Annotated in this window: 15 protein-coding genes and 1 riboswitch; of the genes, 12 read left to right on the forward strand and 3 right to left on the reverse strand. The window is 34.1% G+C overall.

Features of this window, described 5'->3' with window-relative positions; all coding sequences use genetic code 11:
* Positions 1 to 28: 28 nt before the first annotated feature.
* The gene (locus DWV06_RS00910; RefSeq protein ID WP_115480299.1) at positions 29 to 646 is read left to right on the forward strand and encodes a flavin reductase family protein; all 618 of its coding nucleotides are present in this window, start codon (positions 29 to 31) and stop codon (positions 644 to 646) included.
* Here DWV06_RS00910 and DWV06_RS00915 read toward each other — a convergent pair.
* On the reverse strand, positions 641 to 1,825 hold the full coding sequence (locus tag DWV06_RS00915; RefSeq protein WP_115480300.1) for a Y-family DNA polymerase: 1,185 nt from the start codon (positions 1,823 to 1,825) through the stop codon (positions 641 to 643). The two genes, DWV06_RS00910 and DWV06_RS00915, sit on opposite strands and share 6 nt — an antisense overlap.
* Positions 1,826 to 2,016: 191 nt before the next feature.
* Between DWV06_RS00915 and DWV06_RS00920 the strand changes: the two genes are divergently transcribed.
* The 11 genes from DWV06_RS00920 (at position 2,017) to DWV06_RS00970 (ending at position 17,332) form a co-directional block, all read left to right on the forward strand.
* Entirely contained in the window at positions 2,017 to 3,309 is a 1,293-nt protein-coding gene (locus tag DWV06_RS00920) for a UDP-N-acetylglucosamine 1-carboxyvinyltransferase (RefSeq protein WP_115480301.1), read from the forward strand.
* A gap of 180 nt (positions 3,310 to 3,489) precedes the next feature.
* A riboswitch (SAM riboswitch) is annotated at positions 3,490 to 3,587 on the forward strand.
* A gap of 204 nt (positions 3,588 to 3,791) precedes the next feature.
* Positions 3,792 to 4,982: a methionine adenosyltransferase gene (gene metK / locus DWV06_RS00925; protein WP_115480302.1), complete on the forward strand. Its 1,191-nt coding sequence runs from the start codon at positions 3,792 to 3,794 to the stop codon at positions 4,980 to 4,982.
* Between the two features lie 339 nt (positions 4,983 to 5,321).
* Positions 5,322 to 5,570, forward strand: a complete 249-nt coding sequence (locus tag DWV06_RS00930) for a TM1266 family iron-only hydrogenase system putative regulator (RefSeq protein WP_115480303.1) — start codon at positions 5,322 to 5,324, stop codon at positions 5,568 to 5,570.
* 13 nt (positions 5,571 to 5,583) lie between these two features.
* Positions 5,584 to 6,630, forward strand: coding sequence for a [FeFe] hydrogenase H-cluster radical SAM maturase HydE (gene hydE / locus DWV06_RS00935; protein WP_193725985.1), 1,047 nt, complete (start codon positions 5,584 to 5,586; stop codon positions 6,628 to 6,630).
* Positions 6,631 to 6,633: 3 nt separating this feature from the next.
* Entirely contained in the window at positions 6,634 to 8,052 is a 1,419-nt protein-coding gene (hydG, locus tag DWV06_RS00940) for a [FeFe] hydrogenase H-cluster radical SAM maturase HydG (RefSeq protein WP_115480304.1), read from the forward strand.
* Positions 8,053 to 8,070: 18 nt separating this feature from the next.
* A complete protein-coding gene (gene hydF / locus DWV06_RS00945; protein WP_115480305.1) occupies positions 8,071 to 9,312 on the forward strand; it encodes a [FeFe] hydrogenase H-cluster maturation GTPase HydF in 1,242 nt (413 codons plus the stop codon).
* A 27-nt stretch (positions 9,313 to 9,339) separates the two neighbouring features.
* A complete protein-coding gene (locus tag DWV06_RS00950; protein ID WP_235828874.1) occupies positions 9,340 to 9,849 on the forward strand; it encodes a hypothetical protein in 510 nt (169 codons plus the stop codon).
* 87 nt (positions 9,850 to 9,936) lie between these two features.
* Positions 9,937 to 11,103 carry a class I SAM-dependent methyltransferase gene (locus DWV06_RS00955; protein WP_115480306.1) on the forward strand — a complete coding sequence of 389 codons (1,167 nt, stop codon included), beginning with the start codon at positions 9,937 to 9,939 and terminating at the stop codon, positions 11,101 to 11,103.
* Complete coding sequence (locus tag DWV06_RS00960; RefSeq protein WP_115480307.1) at positions 11,100 to 13,634, forward strand: hypothetical protein; 2,535 nt, start codon at positions 11,100 to 11,102, stop codon at positions 13,632 to 13,634. Before DWV06_RS00955 ends, DWV06_RS00960 begins: the two co-directional genes overlap by 4 nt.
* Positions 13,635 to 13,650: 16 nt before the next feature.
* Entirely contained in the window at positions 13,651 to 14,766 is a 1,116-nt protein-coding gene (locus tag DWV06_RS00965; RefSeq protein ID WP_115480308.1) for an aminopeptidase, read from the forward strand.
* A gap of 211 nt (positions 14,767 to 14,977) precedes the next feature.
* Positions 14,978 to 17,332 carry a transglycosylase domain-containing protein gene (locus DWV06_RS00970; RefSeq protein ID WP_115480309.1) on the forward strand — a complete coding sequence of 785 codons (2,355 nt, stop codon included), beginning with the start codon at positions 14,978 to 14,980 and terminating at the stop codon, positions 17,330 to 17,332.
* 40 nt (positions 17,333 to 17,372) lie between these two features.
* Here DWV06_RS00970 and DWV06_RS00975 read toward each other — a convergent pair whose 3' ends face one another.
* Positions 17,373 to 18,557, reverse strand: coding sequence for a ribose-phosphate pyrophosphokinase (locus DWV06_RS00975; RefSeq protein ID WP_115480310.1), 1,185 nt, complete (start codon positions 18,555 to 18,557; stop codon positions 17,373 to 17,375).
* Between the two features lie 110 nt (positions 18,558 to 18,667).
* Complete coding sequence (locus DWV06_RS00980; protein WP_115480311.1) at positions 18,668 to 19,651, reverse strand: ATP-binding protein; 984 nt, start codon at positions 19,649 to 19,651, stop codon at positions 18,668 to 18,670.
* Positions 19,652 to 19,658: the final 7 nt, after the last annotated feature.

A 19,658-nucleotide genomic window follows, 5' to 3' on the forward strand; every position in this document is an offset into this window, starting at 1 on the left:
GATAAATGTTTCATGAAGGAGGATACGATTGAAAAAGCAAATTTGGAAACCGGGTAACATGTTGTATCCTTTGCCATCTGTTATGGTTAGTTGTGCAGACAAATCGGGTAATAAGAATATATTGACAGTTGCATGGACGGGAACCATATGTACAAATCCTCCTATGCTTTATATTTCGGTCAGACCAGAAAGATATTCTTATCATATGATAAAACAGACAGAACAATTTGTGGTGAATCTTACTACGAAAAAGCTGGTTCGTGCTGCAGATTTCTGTGGTGTTAAATCTGGTAAGAATATAGATAAGTTTAAAGAAATGAAGCTTACAGCAGCATCTGCAGATAAGTTGGAATATGCTCCAATTATTGCAGAATCTCCTGTTAATATTGAATGTAAAGTAACGGAATTAAAAGAGCTTGGCTCTCATCATATGTTCATTGCTGAAGTTGTATCGGTACAAGTCAGCGAGGAATATATGAATAAAAATAATAAGTTTGAGTTGAATCAATCAGATTTAGTGGCTTATTCTCATGGAGAATATTTTGTATTAGAAAAAAGTCTAGGTAATTTTGGATACAGCATACGCAAAAATACAATAAAATCCAAAAAAGTCAGAAAGAAAGGATTAAGAAAGAAAAATTCATAACTGACTTCCACGAATAATGGAATTCTTACCGTAGCGTGTTCGAATTTCATCTAATGCTTTATCTAAATTTTTATTTTTTTGACTGTTACTATTTATTTCAAATAAATTCAACTGTGTTGGCTCAGATTCAGATACTAATTTTGAGGTCCGAATTCCTAACAGACGAATGGGAATACCGTCCCATAATTCGTTGAATAGAATACAGGATTTTTGATAAATATCTTGATTTGTGTTGACTGGAACAGTTAATTGCATTTGATGAGAGACTGAGATGAAAGTGTTATATTTAATTTCCACACTTATCATACAAGCTGATTGTTTTCTGTCACGAAGCCTTTTTCCTACCTTTTCTGCAAGGTTCAATAAAATGGGTTTTACTTCCTGATAGGTTTCAATGTCTTTAGGAAGTGTGGTAGAATTTCCAATTCCTTTTAACTCTGCACTTTGGGTATTTACAGGAGTTTCATCAATTCCATTGGCATATTCCCAAATTAGGCGGCCATGACTTTTTAAGTGGGAGGATAGCAGAGTCACATTGGATTCTGCAAGATCTCCTATCGTTTGAATTTCTAATTTTTGTAATGTTGTTAATGTTGATTTTCCGACCATATATAACTCTTTAACAGGAAGAGGCCAAAGCTTGGCAGGAATTTCTTCAGGATACAATGTGTGGACTAAATTAGGTTTTTTAAAATCAGATGCCATCTTGGCTAATAACTTATTTGTTGAAATTCCTATGTTTACTGTAAATCCTAATTTTTCAAATACAGTGTCTTTTATTATTTCTGCAGCATTTATAGCGGATGGATATTGATGAAGCAAGGAAGTAAAATCCATATAACACTCATCAATGCTGGCTTGTTCAATATCCGGATTAAAAGTATACAATAGCTGCATGAGCCGGGTACTGTAATCTTTATATAATTGATGATTAGGTGCTTCGATTATTAAATTGGGGCATTTTTTTATTGCATTTGAAATAGGTTCACCGGTTTCTATTTGATAAGCTTTTGCTGGTATTGATTTTGCTAATACAATACCATGACGATTCGCTTGATTACCGCCAATGATGGAGGGGATTTTTCTTAGATCAATGGAGTCTTCAGATTTTAGTTTTTCTATTGCGCTCCAACTTAAAAAAGCGGAATTAACATCAATGTGAAAAATGGTACGTTCCATAATTATTCTCCAATTATCTGCATTCGGGGATCGTTATAAAGGTTGAAAAACATATGTTTGTTTTATGCTGTGTAATTCATTATATATGAAATGAAACAATTTATCTAGTAAAAAATTAATTTACAAATGATAAGTTTATGTTATAATAGAGAATAGGTTATTTTGATTAATTCTAAAATTCGAGGTGTGTGATGGAACAGTATATTATAAAAGGTGGCAATCCGTTAAGTGGAGAAGTTGAAATAGGTGGTGCAAAAAATGCAGCGTTAGGGATTTTGGCAGCATCAATTATGACTGATGAAACTGTAATTATAGATAATTTGCCAGATGTAAGAGATATTAATGTTTTGCTTCAAGCTATAGAAGGAATTGGAGCAAAAGTTGAAAGAATTAACCAGCATTCTGTTAAAATAAATGGTTCACAGATTGGTGATTTAAATATTGAATATGAATATATTAAGAAAATTAGAGCGTCGTATTATTTATTGGGAGCACTTTTAGGGAAATACAATAGAGCAGAAGTAGCTTTGCCCGGCGGCTGCAATATTGGAAGCAGACCAATAGATCAGCATTTAAAAGGTTTTCGTGCATTAGGTGCACAGGTAGATATTGAACATGGAAAAATTGTTGCAGAAGCAAAAAAGCTAGTCGGCAACCATATATATTTAGATGTAGTAACAGTTGGAGCGACAATAAATATTATGATGGCTGCTGCTATGGCAGAAGGTACCACCATAATTGAAAATGCTGCAAAAGAGCCGCATATCGTAGATGTAGCGAACTTTTTAAACAGTATGGGTGCGAATATTAAAGGTGCAGGTACGGATATTATTCGTATTAAAGGAGTAGAGAAACTGCATAAAACAGAATATTCCATAATACCGGATCAAATTGAAGCTGGAACATTTATGTTTGCAGCAGCAGCGACTGGCGGAAATGTTGTTGTAAAAAATGTTATACCAAAGCATTTAGAGGCGACAAGTGCGAAGTTGATGGAAATAGGTTGTGAAATTGAAGAATTTGATGATTCTGTACGAGTAAAGGCGCCATTGAAATTGCAGCATACGCATGTTAAAACATTACCATATCCAGGTTTTCCGACCGACATGCAGCCACAGATTACAGTTACATTAGGTTTGGCGGAAGGAATAAGTATAGTAACTGAAAGTATTTTTGAAAATCGATTTAAATATGTAGATGAAATGGCAAGAATGGGAGCTCAGATTAAGGTAGAGGGGAACTCGGCTATTATTGATGGAGTTTCTCAATATACAGGTGCAAAAGTCAGCGCACCGGATTTAAGAGCTGGTGCAGCTCTCGTAATTGCAGGACTTGCAGCAGATGGAATTACAGAAGTAGAAGATATCGTTTATATAGAGCGTGGCTATGAAGATTTTGAAGGAAAGTTAAAGAAATTGGGAGCGCAGATTGCAAAGGTATCAACTGAAAAAGAGATTACAAAGTTCAAATTAAAAGTATCTTAGTGATCAGGGTGTCAAAAGTTCTTTTAGCTTTATATAAAAAGAACTTTTGACACTCTGCTTCATAAATAAGTTCAATATATATGGAAAGTGTTTTCATTACTTGTAATAATTAGTGCTTGACGAATTATATAATTTAGTGTATTTTAAATTTAGTAAATAAAATTTCATATTGCAACATTTCTCTTATTCAGAGTGGTGGAGATACAAAGGATCTATGAAACCACGGCAACCCCAGATATGGAAGGTGCCAGCCTGAGCGAGTCATCGAACAATAAGAGGGTTTGATAGTTTTATAATCGAGTCCGCTTAAGCGGATTTTTTTAATTATAGGAGGTTTTTTTCCATAAGAGGTCGCCCAACCCGCTCGGACGAGCCGAGCTAGAGAAATATGGTTCTGTAAATCAGAATCAGTATTTAATGTGTCTTATGAAATAAATACTTTACGATAACTGTTGTTAGTCTAAATTCAAGGAGGAAAAAAGATGGAAAAATTATTGTTTACTTCAGAATCTGTAACAGAAGGTCATCCAGATAAATTGTGTGATGCAGTTTCTGATGCCATATTAGATGCTTTAATGGCCCAGGACCCTATGAGTCGTGTTGCATGTGAAACATGTACCAGTACAGGTTTCGTAATGGTTACAGGTGAAATTACAACAAAAGCCAACATTGACATTACCAATATTGTACGTGAAACAGTCAAAGAAATTGGATATACGGATTCTGCATTTGGTTTTGATGGAAATACCTGTGCTGTTATGGTAGCTCTTGACAAGCAGTCAGCGGATATTGCCATGGGTGTAGATAAGGCATTGGAAGCAAAAGAAAATAAATTATCAGATGAGCAGATAGAAGCAATAGGTGCCGGAGATCAGGGAATGATGTTCGGATTTGCATCTAATGAGACAGAAGATTTTATGCCATACCCAATTAGTCTTGCTCATAAATTAGCATTACAATTGACGAAGGTACGTAAAGATGGTACTTTGAAATATCTCAGACCGGATGGGAAAACTCAAGTTTCAGTGGAATATGATGAAAACGGAAGACCAAAACGTCTGGAAGCAGTCGTGCTTTCAACGCAACATGATCCGGATATAACCCAGGATCAAATTCATAAAGATATTAAAAAACATGTATTTGATGAAATCTTACCGGAAGATATGGTGGATGAACATACAAAATTTTACGTAAATCCAACAGGACGTTTCGTAATAGGAGGTCCAAATGGTGATAGTGGCCTGACAGGTCGAAAAATAATAGTTGATACTTATGGTGGTTATGCTCGACATGGTGGAGGAGCTTTTTCCGGTAAAGACTGCACAAAAGTGGATCGTTCAGCAGCTTATGCAGCAAGGTATGTTGCCAAAAATATAGTGGCAGCCGGTCTGGCTGATAAGTGCGAAATTCAGCTTGCTTATGCAATTGGAGTGGCGCAGCCGATGTCAGTTATGGTAGATACATTTGGAACCGGAAAAGTTTCTGATCAAAAATTAGTAGAAATCATCCGTGAGAATTTTGATCTTCGTCCTGCAGGAATTATTCATATGTTAAATCTTCGCAGACCGATTTATAAGCAGACAGCAGCATATGGTCACTTCGGACGAAATGATTTAAATCTTCCTTGGGAAGCGGTAGATAAAGCCGATGATTTAAAAAAATATTTAGGATAAATGGATAAAAAGGGACATTGTTGTATTTTTGCTTAATTATAAATTTTACAACAGTCCCTTTTATTTTGTATAATAGTAAAAAGTATCTATACAAGAGCATCAAGATATGATAATGTATTAACAGTGAATTGATAGAGTTTTTCTTACAATGAACTGTAAAAATGACATCGAAATCTAATCCAGTAGATTAATATTCTTTCGGAGCAGATAGAAGGAACATAGTTAGACAATAGGAAAATCAATAGTATGGTTTTTCTGATTGTACTATTTGTGTATATTTAACTGCTGGAGAGAGGCAGTTTTTTTATTTTATAAAAAGAAGGAAGATGGAGAGAGGATATGGAGACAAGGGTAGCTTTAATTGGAATTATTGTGGAAAATTTGGAGTGTGTAAAAGAACTAAATGACATTTTACATGAGTATTGTCAATTTATTATAGGGAGAATGGGTTTGCCTTATAGTAAACGGGATATTTCAATTATCAGTGTTGCGATTGACGCGCCCAATTCCACTATAAATGCATTATCAGGAAAGATAGGAAAACTTCAAGGAGTAAGCGTTCGAACGATCTACTCAAAAGTTGGTTAATGTGAGGTAAAATATGCAAATAGAAGAATTAATGATAAAATTAGAGAATCAAAAATGGCTCGAAAAAGCAGAGTGGATTCAATTAATTGAAGGAAGGACAGAGCAGACGAGTCAGTTTTTATTTGAACGTGCAAGGGAAATACGAAATAGGTATTATGGAAATGAAATTTATGTTCGTGGTCTGATCGAGTTTACTAATTATTGTAAAAATGATTGCTTTTACTGTGGGATACGAAAAAGTAATCAAGATGCAATACGGTATCGGCTTTCATTGGAAGAAATTATGGAGTGTTGTGCTACCGGATATGCTTTGGGATTCCGTACTTTTGTATTGCAAGGAGGCGAAGACCCCTATTATTCAAAAAATAGAATGGTTGAAATTATTAGTACGATTCGGAAACAATATGAAGATTGTGCCATAACCCTCTCCATTGGAGAAAAGGATTATGATGAGTATAAAGCATATTATCAAGCAGGTGCCGACCGATATTTACTGAGACATGAAACAGCAGATGAAACTCACTATCAAAGTCTCCATCCCCAAAGCTTATCTCTAGAAAATAGAAAAAAGTGTCTTTGGGATTTGAAAGAAATAGGATTTCAGGTAGGGACCGGTTTTATGATAGGTTCACCAAATCAGACATCACAATCATTGGCCAGAGATATGATGTTTATTAGTGAATTAAAACCTCATATGATTGGAATCGGTCCTTTTATTTCTCATCATAAAACACCTTTTTCAGATGAGATAAATGGTACTTTAGAAGAAACTCTTTATTTTATTGGATTACTAAGGTTGTTGAGACCGGGTTGTTTGATTCCTGCTACTACAGCACTAGGTACTATTGATCCAAGAGGCAGGGAAAAAGGGATACAGGCTGGCGCAAATGTTGTGATGCCGAACTTATCACCAGTCTCTGTCAGGAAAAAATACGATTTATATGATAATAAAATATGTACCGGGGATGAAGCGGCAGAATGTCGGAATTGTCTGACCCAAAGGATGCAGAATATAGGTCATCAAATTGTAATATCAAGAGGCGATTATAAAGGAGAGTAAATTATGTATAATGTAATGTCACCAAAGGCAGAAGAGTTTATCAGTCATGAGGAAATAATTGAAACACTTGCTTATGCAAAAAAGAATAAGAAAAATCTTGAACTTATAGAAGAGATCTTAAAAAAAGCAAGGTTAAAAAAAGGGCTGAGTCACAGAGAGGCAGCAGTGCTGTTGGAGTGTGAGATAAATGAGAAAAATGAAGAGATCTTTCAGCTGGCGAAAGAAATTAAAGAGGATTTTTATGGGAATCGTATTGTAATGTTTGCACCATTGTATCTATCTAATTATTGTGTAAATGGCTGTGTTTACTGCCCTTATCATTTACAGAATACTCACATTGCAAGAAAAAAATTAAGTCAGGATGAGATTAGAAATGAAGTGATTGCACTTCAGGATTTGGGTCATAAGAGATTGGCGCTCGAGGCCGGTGAACATCCGACAGAGAATCCAATTGAGTATATATTAGAAAGCATAGAGACAATTTACAGTATTAAACATAAAAATGGTGCAATACGTAGAGTTAATGTAAATATTGCAGCGACTTCGGTAGAAGATTATAGAAAATTAAGAGATATTGGTATAGGTACGTATATACTTTTCCAAGAGACATATAACAAAGAAAGCTACCAAGCCCTTCATCCATCAGGGCCAAAGAGTGATTATGCATACCATACAGAAGCCATGGATCGTGCTATGGAAGGTGGAATTGATGATGTGGGATTAGGCGTTTTATTTGGCTTAAATTTATATCGTTATGATTTTGTTGGACTGCTAATGCATGCAGAACATTTAGAAAGTTATAAGGGTGTTGGACCTCATACAATTAGTGTGCCAAGGCTTAGAAAAGCAGACGATATTGATCCGGATGACTTTGATAATGGAATTGATGACAAGACCTTTGAAAAGATCGTTGCATGTTTAAGAATTACAGTTCCATATACGGGAATGATCGTTTCTACGAGAGAGAGTCAAAAATGCCGTGAAAGACTATTGAAATTGGGAGTATCTCAACTTAGTGGAGGTTCTAAGACCAGCGTGGGAGGATATGCAGAACCCGAATTAGAAGAGGAAAATTCGCAGCAGTTTGATGTGAGTGATACAAGAACTTTAGATGAAGTAATAGATTGGCTTATCAGCATGGGACATATTCCAAGTTTTTGTACAGCATGCTATCGAGAAGGCAGAACAGGAGACAGATTTATGAGCTTGCTTAAAAGCGGACAAATTGCAAATTGCTGTCAGCCTAATGCTTTGATGACATTAAAAGAATATTTAGTAGATTATGCATCAGAAGAAACCAAGGAAAAGGGAGAGCAACTAATATTAAAAGAAATTGAGAAGGTTCCAAGTGAGAAAGTAAAAGCAATCGTGAAAGAAAACCTGGTTAAGATAAGTCAGGGTAAGAGAGATTTTAGATTCTGACAATAAGGAGGAATAGAGATGAGTTTAAATAGTACCCCGAAAGCAGATAGAGTCCATATTGGAATATTTGGTAAAAGAAATGCGGGAAAGTCAAGTTTAATCAACGCGATAACAAATCAAGATCTTGCAATAGTTTCAGCGATAAAGGGAACTACAACGGACCCTGTTTACAAAGCTATGGAAATTCTACCCCTTGGTCCTGTTGTTGTTATTGATACGCCCGGTCTGGATGATACAGGAGAATTGGGAGAACTTAGAATAGAAAAGAGTTTTCAAGTATTAAATCAAACCGATATAGGTGTATTAATTATAGATTTTGGAAATGAAGTAACAGAAATTGAAGAAAAGCTTGTTCGATTGTTTATTGAGAAGAAGATTCCTTATATTATAGTTGTAAATAAAGCAGAGGAAAAAACAGATTTACAGTTAGAACAAGTAAGAAAGATGCTAATAGCAAAGTTTAGTCAATTTGAAGAAGAAGCAGGAGAAAATATTTTATTTGTCAGTGCTAAAAATAAAGAAGGAATTTTTGAATTAAAAGAATTTTTAGGGAAACATGTGATTAAGGATAATAAAGAACAACCTTTAGTAGGAGACTTGATCCAAGCAAATGATCTAGTGATTTTAGTGGTACCTATAGATTCGGCTGCCCCCAAAGGAAGATTGATATTACCACAACAACAAGTAGTGAGAGATGTTTTAGATCATAATGGAATCGCAGTAGTCTGTCAGGAGACAAATTTGAGTGAGACGATAGAGAGTCTTGGTAGAAGGCCCAAAATAGTAATTACAGACAGTCAGGTATTTGAAAAAGTGGATAAGAAGACATCTGAAGATATTATGCTGACCTCATTTTCTATATTGTTTGCCAGGAAAAAAGGTGATTTGGAAGCTTTGGTAGAAGGTGCCAGAGCTATTGAAAATTTGCAAGATGGAGATACTGTATTAATTTCTGAAGGATGTACTCATCATAGACAATGTGACGATATAGGTACTGTAAAGCTGCCACGCTGGATACAAAATTATACGAAAAAGAAGTTAAATTTTGAATTCTCTAGTGGTACAGGATTTCCGGAGGACTTCTCAAAATATGCATTGGTAGTACACTGTGGGGCATGTATGTTAAATGAACGAGAAGTAATGCATAGGATTCATAAGACAAAGCAACAGGAGACAGGTATCACAAATTATGGAGTTCTCATTGCATATATACATGGTATTTTAGAAAGAACGTTATCACCCTTTAAGCATATAGTATAGTATAATTTAGCTAAAAAGGAGAGTTCAATGGACAATCGTAAAAATCCTTATGGTATGGATCCGTATTATAAAGGTGCTCAAAATAACGAATTAAACGATAAAGTGCCTTTTTACATGACTTATCCGCCTGTAAATAATCATCAAGATGAATTGGATTATGAACGGGATATGGATAAATTCAAACGGATGTATCCGGAACAAGCACGTTTGATTCAGAAGTATGTTGATGAAGAATGTGATAAGATGGAATACGAAGGCAGTCAGATGTTCGATGAGTATCCTGATCAAGTAACCTTAAGGGGTATTGCGAAACGTATTTGTGATAAAATGGAGATGCAGTCAGTTGAAACACAGCAATACCGGCCTTATCCACCAAGACCACCTTATCCACCAAGACCACCTTATCCACCCGGACCGAATCCACCCGGACCATATCCACCAAGACCTTACCCTTTGAGAGATTTTGCAGAAATAATTTTGTTTAATGAGATTTTTAGAAGAAGATGCAGACATAACAGATGTCGTCGGTGGTGGTAAAATTTTAATTTAATAAAAATTTTGGTTGTGGTTTTTAAAGAAAGGAATTACAATAAAAGAGAAATAACTGCCAAAGGTGGACGTATAATGAAAGAACTAAAGGATTTTTTGGAACGATACTTAAACGAGAATATGACTCAGATAATTTTAAGTAATCCTCGTTTGAAAGAAGGACTGTTGAAAGTGAAAATCAGACCTGTACTCATGAAAGGGAATTTAAATTTTCAAGCAGTTCTATATAGAAATAGTAAAGTGTTTCATCAAAATTTTGGGGTATCAGATATGATATCTCAAATTTTGATGTGGTCAGAAAAAGATTTTAAACAGATAGAGATGGATACAATGGAGTCACATTTAACCGTATTAATCAGTAAAAAGGGTAAAGTGACAATGAAAAAAAAGAATCAAAGTCCTTCTTCTGATGTACCAAAGAGCTTGGAACATAATCGTAAAAAACAATATATTTTGCAAGAAAATATACCCATTCCTTTTTTAGTTGATCTAGGTGTACAAACTATTGATGGAAAGATAATAAAATCCAGATATGATAAGTTTCGTCAAATCAATCGGTTTTTAGAATTTATTGAAGATATCATACCATCACTTCCAAAAGGAAGAGAATTGACAATTATAGATTTCGGCTGTGGGAAGTCTTATCTCACATTTGCCGTGTATTATTATTTAAAAGAAATGAAAGGTTATGATATTCGTGTAATTGGATTGGATTTAAAGGAAGATGTTATTCAAAATTGTAATGAATTAAGAAAAAAGTATGGATATGAAAAGCTGGAGTTTATATTGGGCGATATTGCATCCTTTGAGGGAGTTGATTTAGTTGATATGGTGATTACACTTCATGCTTGTGATACAGCGACAGACTTTGCAATTGGAAAAGCAGTTGCATGGAAAGCTAAAGTTATTTTATCCGTACCATGCTGCCAGCATGAACTTAATCAACAGATAGAGAATGAAATATTTAAGCCGGTATTTCAATATGGTCTGATTAAAGAAAGAATGTCGGCTCTGCTTACTGATGCTTTACGTGCAGAATTATTAAAATCACAAGGATATTCTGCTCAAATATTAGAGTTTATTGACATGGAACATACACCCAAGAACATTCTTATCCGAGCTATAAAAACAAGTGAAAAGAGTAATAATAGAAAAGAGTATGAGACATTAAGAGATTTCTTGGGAGTAAATCCAACGTTAGAAAGATTATTGCTGGGTGATAGACAGGAGGGGGATTTATGAAAAAAGGAATAATTAAACTTGGAGTTCTCTCACTCCTCTTTGTAGTATCCTTGTTCATAATCAGTAAACTTTATAACCGAGGGAATGCTGATTTAACAACTACTATGAAAGAAGCTTCGTATCCTATTGCTTATTTTGAATTTAAGGAACAACCGATAAACTTTCTTCATGGATACGCAAATGAAATGGAAGCGAATTATATGCGAGATTCTTTAACAATAATGGGAGAAGATCGTGTACTGCCATTAGTTATTAAGGATTTTGGTTCACAGTTAAAAGGTCTTTCTTTTGAAGTTAGAAGTTTAGACACGAAACGTTTAGTTGAATCCACAAAAGTAAACGACTACAAATTAGAACAAGGTGTATTACGTGCAGACTTACCCCTTAAAAATCTTCTGGAAAATGGACAGGATTATATATTGATTTTAAATCTGGAAATGAAGGAAAATACGATACATTATTATACAAGAATACGTCAGGAAACAGAAGAAGAATTAAATGAAATATCATCATTGTTAACGTTTGTACAAGAGTTTCATGGATGGACGTTAGAAGATGGACATGAGGATAAGATAACAACGTATTTGGAAACAAATGCAAAAAGTGATAATTCAAGTTTACATTACGTAGATATTCACTCTAGTTGTGAACAGGTAACGTTTGGAAATTTAGAAATTCAAGAATTGGATAAGCCAAGAGTATCCATTAAGGAGTATAATCCGGTTTATGGAATATTTACGATTAGTTATACAGTTACGACGCCAGGCGCTGATGGTGATACCGAGTATTATAATGTCGAAGAATTTTATAGAGTAAAGAAAACGAGTGAAAGAGTTGTATTGTTGAACTTCCAACGTAATATGGAGGAAATATTTATTGGAGACAATCATATTATTAATAATGGAGAAATTCAGCTTGGTATAGGAGATAAAGATATTGAATTTAAAGGAAATGAAAAAGGTTCTGTAGTCTGTTTTGAAAAAGAGGGAGAACTATGGAGTTATAAACAAGAAAGTAATGAATTAATTAAAGTATTTGGTTTTCGAAGTGGAGAAGGTATTGATGAGCGGGAGAACTGGCAGCAGCATGAGATTCAAATTATTAATGTTGATGAGAATGGAAGTATAGACTTTTTGGTATGCGGGTATATGAATCGAGGAACTCATGAAGGAAAAGTCGGTATCGCTGTTTATCATTATGATACTGTTACTAATACTGTGGAAGAAGAAGTCTTCATTCCAAGTACCAAGTCTTATCAGGTTTTGAAGGAAGAAGTAGGAGAACTGCTCTATGTAAATGAAGATAATAAATTGTTCCTAATATTAGATGGAGTTTTTTATACAATTGATTTAAATACTAGAGAAATGAAAGTTATTGCAGAAAATTTAAAAACCGGTTGCTATGCTGCATCACAAAATGGGCAGATGATCGGTTGGCTTACAGATAATGAAATAAATAGTTCTCAGGAATTGAAAGTATTGAATTTAAATAATTTATCAGAATATTTAATTTCAATTAGTGGAAAAGAATATCTACGTCCATTAGGATTTGTTGGAACTGATATAGTTTATGGAATTGCCAAAGAAGAAGACATAACCAAAGATATAACAGGAAAAACGGTATTTCCGATGTATTCTGTAAATATTATGAATCAGAAGAAAGAAGTGGTAAAAGAGTACAAGCAGGCAGGTTGTTATGTCGTATCGGCGCAGATTGAAGATAATAATATTAAATTGAAGCGTGTAAGCAAAGGAGAATCAATATCAGGGTTTACTAAAATTGGAGATGATCAAATTGTAAGTAACAGTGAAGCGAGTGAAGATAAGGTGAAGCTTCAATCTACCGTTTCTGATTTGAAAAAGAAAGAAATTCAGATAGCAATGGCAAATGAAATAGAAGAAAATCAACCTAAAATTGTGATATCAAAAGAAGTTTTATTAAATGAAGAAAGAACGATAGAGTTGTCAAACAATGGAACAAAAGCTTCTAATTACCTGGTCTATGCAAAAGGAAAAGTTGTTTTAAAGACAAACTTAGTGAATGAAGCGATTCCATATGCCCAAGACCAGATTGGAGTTGTAGTTGGTGATAGACAGCAGTATATTTGGGAAAGAGGAAATTTATTAGTTAGGACCCAATTAGAGGGGCTTTCATTGAATCAAACACATACAGTGAATGAAAGTTTAGGTGTCTGCTTAACACTTATGTGTCAGAAGAAAGGCAGGCAGATAGACGCTCAGAAGTTATTGGGTGAAGGTGGAACCGTACTTTCGATATTGAAGGAAAATATTAATGCAGATGTATTAAGTTTAAGCGGTTGTACACTGGATGAAGTATTATACTTTGTAAGTAAGGGTAATCCAGTACTTGCAATGACAGATAAAGAGCATGCAGTTCTGATTGTAGGATATGATGAATTAAATATCAGTATACTTGACCCGGTTAAAGGAAACACATATAAAGTGGGTCGTAATGATAGCAGAACGATGTTTGAGGGAACCGGAAATGTATTTGTAAGTTATATTAACTAGTAAGGAGTGTGTAAGAATGGATGAAAGAATCAAAACATTAGCGAAAAATCTTGTAAATTATTCCTGTAAGGTGAAAGAAAATGAAAAAGTTTATATTCATCATATTGGAATTGATACAATTGATTTAGCAAGACAACTGATTAAAGAAGTATATAATGTCAAAGGAATCCCTTTTGTACATTATACAGATAATAAAGTACAGCGTGATATAATGATGAATTGTACAGAAGAGCAATTAAAGCTTATGGCGGAGATAGACTGCCATGAAATGGAAAACATGGATTGCTATATTGGAATTCGGGGTTCTGATAATGTATCAGAATTATCTGATGTTCCAGGTGAAAAAATGAAAATGTATGAAAAACATTATATAAAGCCGGTACATCATGATATCAGAGTTCCCAAAACCAAATGGGTAGTATTGCGTTATCCAAATAGTGCCATGGCACAATTAGCAAATCAAAGTACTGAAAATTTTGAGGATTTTTATTTCCAAGTATGTAATCTGGATTATTCAAAAATGAATGAAGCTATGAAACCGTTAGTATCATTAATGGAGAAGACAGATAAAGTACATTTAGTTGGCAAGGGTACAGATCTTACATTTTCAATAAAAGATATACCTGCAATTCCTTGTGCAGGAGAATTGAATATACCGGATGGTGAAGTTTTCACAGCACCTGTAATTGATTCAGTTCAAGGAAAGATCACATATAATACACCATCTTTATATCAAGGGTTCACTTTTGAGAATGTTTGTTTAGAATTTAAGGATGGTAAAATTGTGAATGCTACAGCTAATGATACGGAACGTATAAATGAAATTTTTGATACAGATAAAGGTGCTCGTTATGTGGGAGAATTTGCGATAGGTGTAAATCCTTATATATTGAATCCAATGAAAGATATTTTATTTGATGAAAAAATCATGGGTTCCATACATTTTACACCGGGAAATTGTTATGAAGAGGCACCAAATGGAAATAACTCTTCTATTCATTGGGATTTAGTAATGATTCAAACACCTGAATTTGGTGGAGGAGAGATATATTTTGATGATGTATTGATTCGAAAAGATGGTTATTTTGTTCATGAAGATTTAAAATGTTTGAACCCAGATAATTTAAAGTGATTTAGTGTTATTCATTAAAATAATAGAGCGGATATCACGCTAGTTATGATAACTGCTCTTTATTTATTACATAGGATATTTGCAAAACTGTATATTTTGTAAATTATGATGGACCGAAGATAATATTTTATATTTAGCTAAGAGAATACGAAGCCAAGTGCCTAGAATTCCAATAGATATAAAATTTATAGGAAGGAAGCGACTATTAATTATGTCAAAAAAGAATAAGAAAAAAAAGAAACATAAAAAGTTTTGGGTAATTGTTAAATTACAGTTTGCGATACTTTTCTTGATCATAGCGGCGATTGGACTTTTTTATGGAATACGTAATGGTTCTCAGATACAAGTATTAAGAGCAAATGCGATTAAAAATATAAGCGAATCTACCAAAGATACCTTTCGAGCATCTCAAACCAGTGTTGTTTATGATGCAGATGGAAATTTAATATCTACATTAAAAGGTGAAAAAGATCTATATTATTTAGAAAGTGATAAAATCCCCTACTTTGTTAAAGCTGCTTTTGTTAGTATAGAAGATAAAAAGTTTTACCGGCATAATGGTATCGATATTAAGGCTATTATACGTGCAGCTAAATCTATTGTACAGAATAGAGCCGTTACTCAGGGGGGGAGTACGATTACACAGCAGTTAAGCCGTAATATATTTTTGAGCCATGAAGTTTCCTGGGAAAGAAAAGTTGCGGAGATATTCACTGCGTTAGAAATGGAAAAGAAATATACAAAAGAAGAGATTTTAGAGTTTTATATCAATAATATCTATTTTTCAAACGGCTATTATGGGATTCAAGCGGCTAGTAAAGGATATTTTAATAAGGATGTGAATGAGTTAACACTTTCTCAAATGACTTTCTTATGTGCGATTCCCAATAATCCTTCGTTATATGACCCGGTCGAACATCTCAAAAATACTTTAAAAAGAAGAAATCGTATTTTAAAAGAAATGTTAGAGGACAATCTGATTTCAAAAGATGAATATAATCAAGCATTAAAAGAAGAGATTACTTTAAACAGACCTGAAATAACAAAGCAGAATTATGTAGAGACATATACATATTATTGTGCTACAAGAGCTTTAATGGAAGAGAGAGGATTTCAATTTAAAAATGTGTTTAGTTCAACTTCTGAAAAGGATAGCTATGAAGAAGAATATAATGAGTTGTATAACGAATGTCAACAGACACTCTTTACAGCAGGGTATCGTATTTATACCTCAATTGAAATGGATAAGCAGAAAGAATTGCAGACTTCGGTAGATGAAAATCTGGCAGAATTCACTACAGTTAATGAAGGTGGAACTTTTGAATTACAAAGTGCAGCTACTTGTATTGATAACAATACAGGACTTGTTGTGGCTATAGTTGGAGGTAGAAGTCAGGATACCAACGGATATACATTGAATCGAGCTTATCAGAGCTTTAGACAGCCGGGAAGTACGATTAAACCATTGGTTGTATATACCCCAATTTTAGAAAGAGATTATACACCAAATAGTACTGTTTTGGATGCTCCAATTGAAGATGGACCTTCAAATTCAGGTGGGTCCTATTCCGGTTCTATATCGTTACGTAGAGCTGTAGAGAAATCAAAAAATACAGTTGCATGGAGATTGTTTCAAGAATTGACACCGGAAGTAGGTATTTCATATCTAGAAAAAATGAATTTTTCAAAGCTGGATGAGAGAGATAAAAATCTTGCAGCGTCTCTTGGTGGATTTACAAATGGTGTTAATACTGTCGAAATGGCTTCTGGATATACAGCAATTGAGAATAATGGAAACTTCAGGGCACCAACATGTATTATAAAAATTACAGATGCAGATGGAAATATATTAATTCAAGGCGAATCAGGTGAAAGAAATATATATCAAGAAAATGCAGCCAGAATGATGACGGATGTTCTTAAGTCGGTTATCGTTAGTGGTACAGGGAAAGGTCTTGGATTATCTAATATGCCAAGTGCTGGTAAGACAGGTACAACAAATGATAATAAAGATGGATGGTTTGTAGGATTTACGAGATATTACACAACAAGCGTCTGGGTAGGATATGATATGCCAAAAGAAATACCGGGATTGTTCGGTGCTACTTATCCAGGAGCAATTTGGCATCAATTTATGGAAAAGATTCATACAGGATTAGAGTCTTTGGATTTTGTGCCGTATGCTTCTTACCATGCGCCAACAGAAAATCAAGCAAATGTTCCAAGTGAGCAGGAGCAAAATACAGATACTACAAAACAAGAGGAAGTAAAAGAAGAAGAACAGGAGCAGGAAGACAAAAAAGACAAACAAGAGGAAGAAGACGATAAAAAGGAAGAGGAAGAAGACGATAAAAAGGAAGAAGAGTCGAATGAAAAAGAGGAAGATCCTAAGACACCTAAAGACGATTCTACGAATCAGGATAATTCAGATCAAGAAAATCCAGAGAATGAAACTCCAAAGGAAGAAGAGACAAATCAAGATAATGAAGAGAAAACGCCTACAGGTCAAGAAAATCCTCCAACCAATGAAGAGAATGGGAATACAGATACAAATGTAAATCAATAAGAAAAAGTGTTGCAATATAAGTTTGCAACACTTTTTTTACTTATTTATCTTGATTTTGTTTATAATTATTTACTAATTTTTGAATACGTGCACTTGGATCAAGTAAATCGCTGATTGAAGAATCGTGATTTATTGTATCTACGATATATGCGATATATTTACTCATGTTACAGTTTATATAATATGATTTTTCTAGCAATTCAGGTGGTTGATATACTAGGTTAGTAGTTAGTACACGGTCGATAATACCTTTTTCGTAGGCTTCATCAAATTTTGCAAAGCCCTTTGTAAATAAGCCAAATGTTGCTGCAACAAAAACTCTTTTTGCCTTACGAGCTTTTAACTCGGTTGCAACTTCTAACATACTTTCCCCAGATGCAATCATGTCATCTACAATAAATACGTCTTTACCTTCTACATCACTACCTAAGAACTCGTGTGCTACAATTGGATTTCTTCCATCAACAATAGTAGTATAATCTCTTCGTTTATAGAACATACCCATATCTAAGCCAAGAACATTCGCCAAATATACAGCGCGGTTCATACCGCCTTCATCCGGACTGATAATCATCATATGATCATTGTCAAATTTTAAATCAGGTATATTACGGATAAGACCTTTGATAAACTGATATGCCGGTCGGACTGTTTCAAATCCACTTAATGGAATGGCATTCTGAACTCTGGGATCATGTGCATCAAATGTAATAATATTGTCAACACCCATTGATACTAATTCTTGAAGAGCAATTGCACAGTCTAGTGATTCACGACCACTTCTTTTGTGTTGACGGCTTTCATATAAGAAAGGGATGAGTACAGTAATTCTTCGCGCTTTTCCACCAACGGCAGCTATGATTCGTTTTAAATCTTGAAAATGATCATCTGGAGACATGTGATTGACATGACCACACATTTTGTAGGTTAAACTATGATTTGTAACATCAACTAAGATGAAAAGATCATAACCTCGTATAGATTCGCTTAACTGGGCTTTTGCTTCCCCTGAGCCAAAACGAGGAACGGAGCTTTTTAGTAGATATGAGTCTCGTTGATATCCGTAAAAAGCAATATCAGATTTGTATTTGTTTTCTCTTGTTTCTCTCCAATTAACTAAATAATAGTCAACTTTTTCTCCTAATGATTTACAACCTTCTAAGGCAATTATGCCGAGACTTCCGACAGGTATAGTTTCTAAGTTTCTTTCATCCGATTGTTGCATGAGTTTCTCCCTTCTTTGCTAAAAATAAAAATACGAAACGGATTAATTAATTGTTATTTCTGGGTAGTGCCCAAAGCATTATATCACTATTTGCTTTAGGTGACAATACATTAAATGCCAAGCTTTTTCTTAATGCGAATATCATCACCAAATAATTTTAGCATTGTATAATTGCTGGATATTCGAGAAAAAGTTCTTTCAGAATAGTTATCTACTAAAGTATTAATTGCCAAATTTGTTGAAATTATTGTAGATTTTTTTCGAAGAATCCTTTCATTGACACATAAGAATAATTGTGCAGAAATAAAAGAATTCGTCAATTCAGTTCCTAAATCATCAATAATTAGTAAGTCACAGTTAAAAATATGTTGATTCATTTCTTGGAATTCAGTATTTTTTTCAAAGGTATTTTTTGCAAATATATCAAAAAGTTGAAAAGCTGAAAAATAAATAACTGATTTTGAACGATTTAGCAATTCTTTGGCGATACAATTGGAAAGGAAAGTTTTTCCTATACCTGTATCGCCATAAAAAAATAAATTTTCAAATTTTTGGTCAAACTGGTTAATAAAGTTCCAACATTCATTAACAGCTCTTTTCATAGTTTCTAAAGAAGATAAACCAGTGGTAGGATTTATATTCGAGTCAGAATAATATTTATATGAAAAATGTTCAAAATTTTCAACTTCAATAATCTCTTGTATATTAGATTGCGTATATAGCAAATTAATTGCGGCCTGTTTAAAACAATGACACTTTTGATTTCCGATATAACCGGTATCCTTACAATCTTTACAATAATATTGTAGTTCTAAATAATCTCTAGGATAACCTAACATTGCTATAAGAGCAGCTTTTTCTTCCATACATTCTTGTAGTTTTAATTTGAGCCTTTCTACAGCGTTTGAATCACCATCTAGTAACTTTTTAGCCTGCTGTACGGAATAAGAGGCAATAATTTCATCTAATTCAGCGAAACGTGCGCTTTTAGAATACAGTTCTTTTCGATGAGAATCTAAAAGATGCTGGCTGGCCAATTGTCTTTGGTTATATACACGAATAAGAGCATCATATTGCGTGTTTTTTAGTGACATAGGATTC

The organism is Anaerosacchariphilus polymeriproducens (assembly GCF_003363435.1).
GTDB lineage: Bacteria > Bacillota > Clostridia > Lachnospirales > Lachnospiraceae > Anaerosacchariphilus > Anaerosacchariphilus polymeriproducens.

What these genes read in the sequence shown, in the direction of transcription:
- DWV06_RS00915 (WP_115480300.1), bottom strand. Translation starts at nt 1,825, where the DNA reads ATGGAACGTACCATTTTTCACATTGATGTTAATTCCGCTTTTTTAAGT.
- DWV06_RS00920 (WP_115480301.1), top strand. Translation starts at nt 2,017, where the DNA reads ATGGAACAGTATATTATAAAAGGTGGCAATCCGTTAAGTGGAGAAGTT.
- metK (WP_115480302.1), top strand. Translation starts at nt 3,792, where the DNA reads ATGGAAAAATTATTGTTTACTTCAGAATCTGTAACAGAAGGTCATCCA.
- DWV06_RS00930 (WP_115480303.1), top strand. Translation starts at nt 5,322, where the DNA reads ATGGAGACAAGGGTAGCTTTAATTGGAATTATTGTGGAAAATTTGGAG.
- hydE (WP_193725985.1), top strand. Translation starts at nt 5,584, where the DNA reads ATGCAAATAGAAGAATTAATGATAAAATTAGAGAATCAAAAATGGCTC.
- hydG (WP_115480304.1), top strand. Translation starts at nt 6,634, where the DNA reads ATGTATAATGTAATGTCACCAAAGGCAGAAGAGTTTATCAGTCATGAG.
- hydF (WP_115480305.1), top strand. Translation starts at nt 8,071, where the DNA reads ATGAGTTTAAATAGTACCCCGAAAGCAGATAGAGTCCATATTGGAATA.
- DWV06_RS00950 (WP_235828874.1), top strand. Translation starts at nt 9,340, where the DNA reads ATGGACAATCGTAAAAATCCTTATGGTATGGATCCGTATTATAAAGGT.
- DWV06_RS00955 (WP_115480306.1), top strand. Translation starts at nt 9,937, where the DNA reads ATGAAAGAACTAAAGGATTTTTTGGAACGATACTTAAACGAGAATATG.
- DWV06_RS00960 (WP_115480307.1), top strand. Translation starts at nt 11,100, where the DNA reads ATGAAAAAAGGAATAATTAAACTTGGAGTTCTCTCACTCCTCTTTGTA.
- DWV06_RS00965 (WP_115480308.1), top strand. Translation starts at nt 13,651, where the DNA reads ATGGATGAAAGAATCAAAACATTAGCGAAAAATCTTGTAAATTATTCC.
- DWV06_RS00970 (WP_115480309.1), top strand. Translation starts at nt 14,978, where the DNA reads ATGTCAAAAAAGAATAAGAAAAAAAAGAAACATAAAAAGTTTTGGGTA.
- DWV06_RS00975 (WP_115480310.1), bottom strand. Translation starts at nt 18,557, where the DNA reads ATGCAACAATCGGATGAAAGAAACTTAGAAACTATACCTGTCGGAAGT.
- DWV06_RS00980 (WP_115480311.1), bottom strand. Translation starts at nt 19,651, where the DNA reads ATGTCACTAAAAAACACGCAATATGATGCTCTTATTCGTGTATATAAC.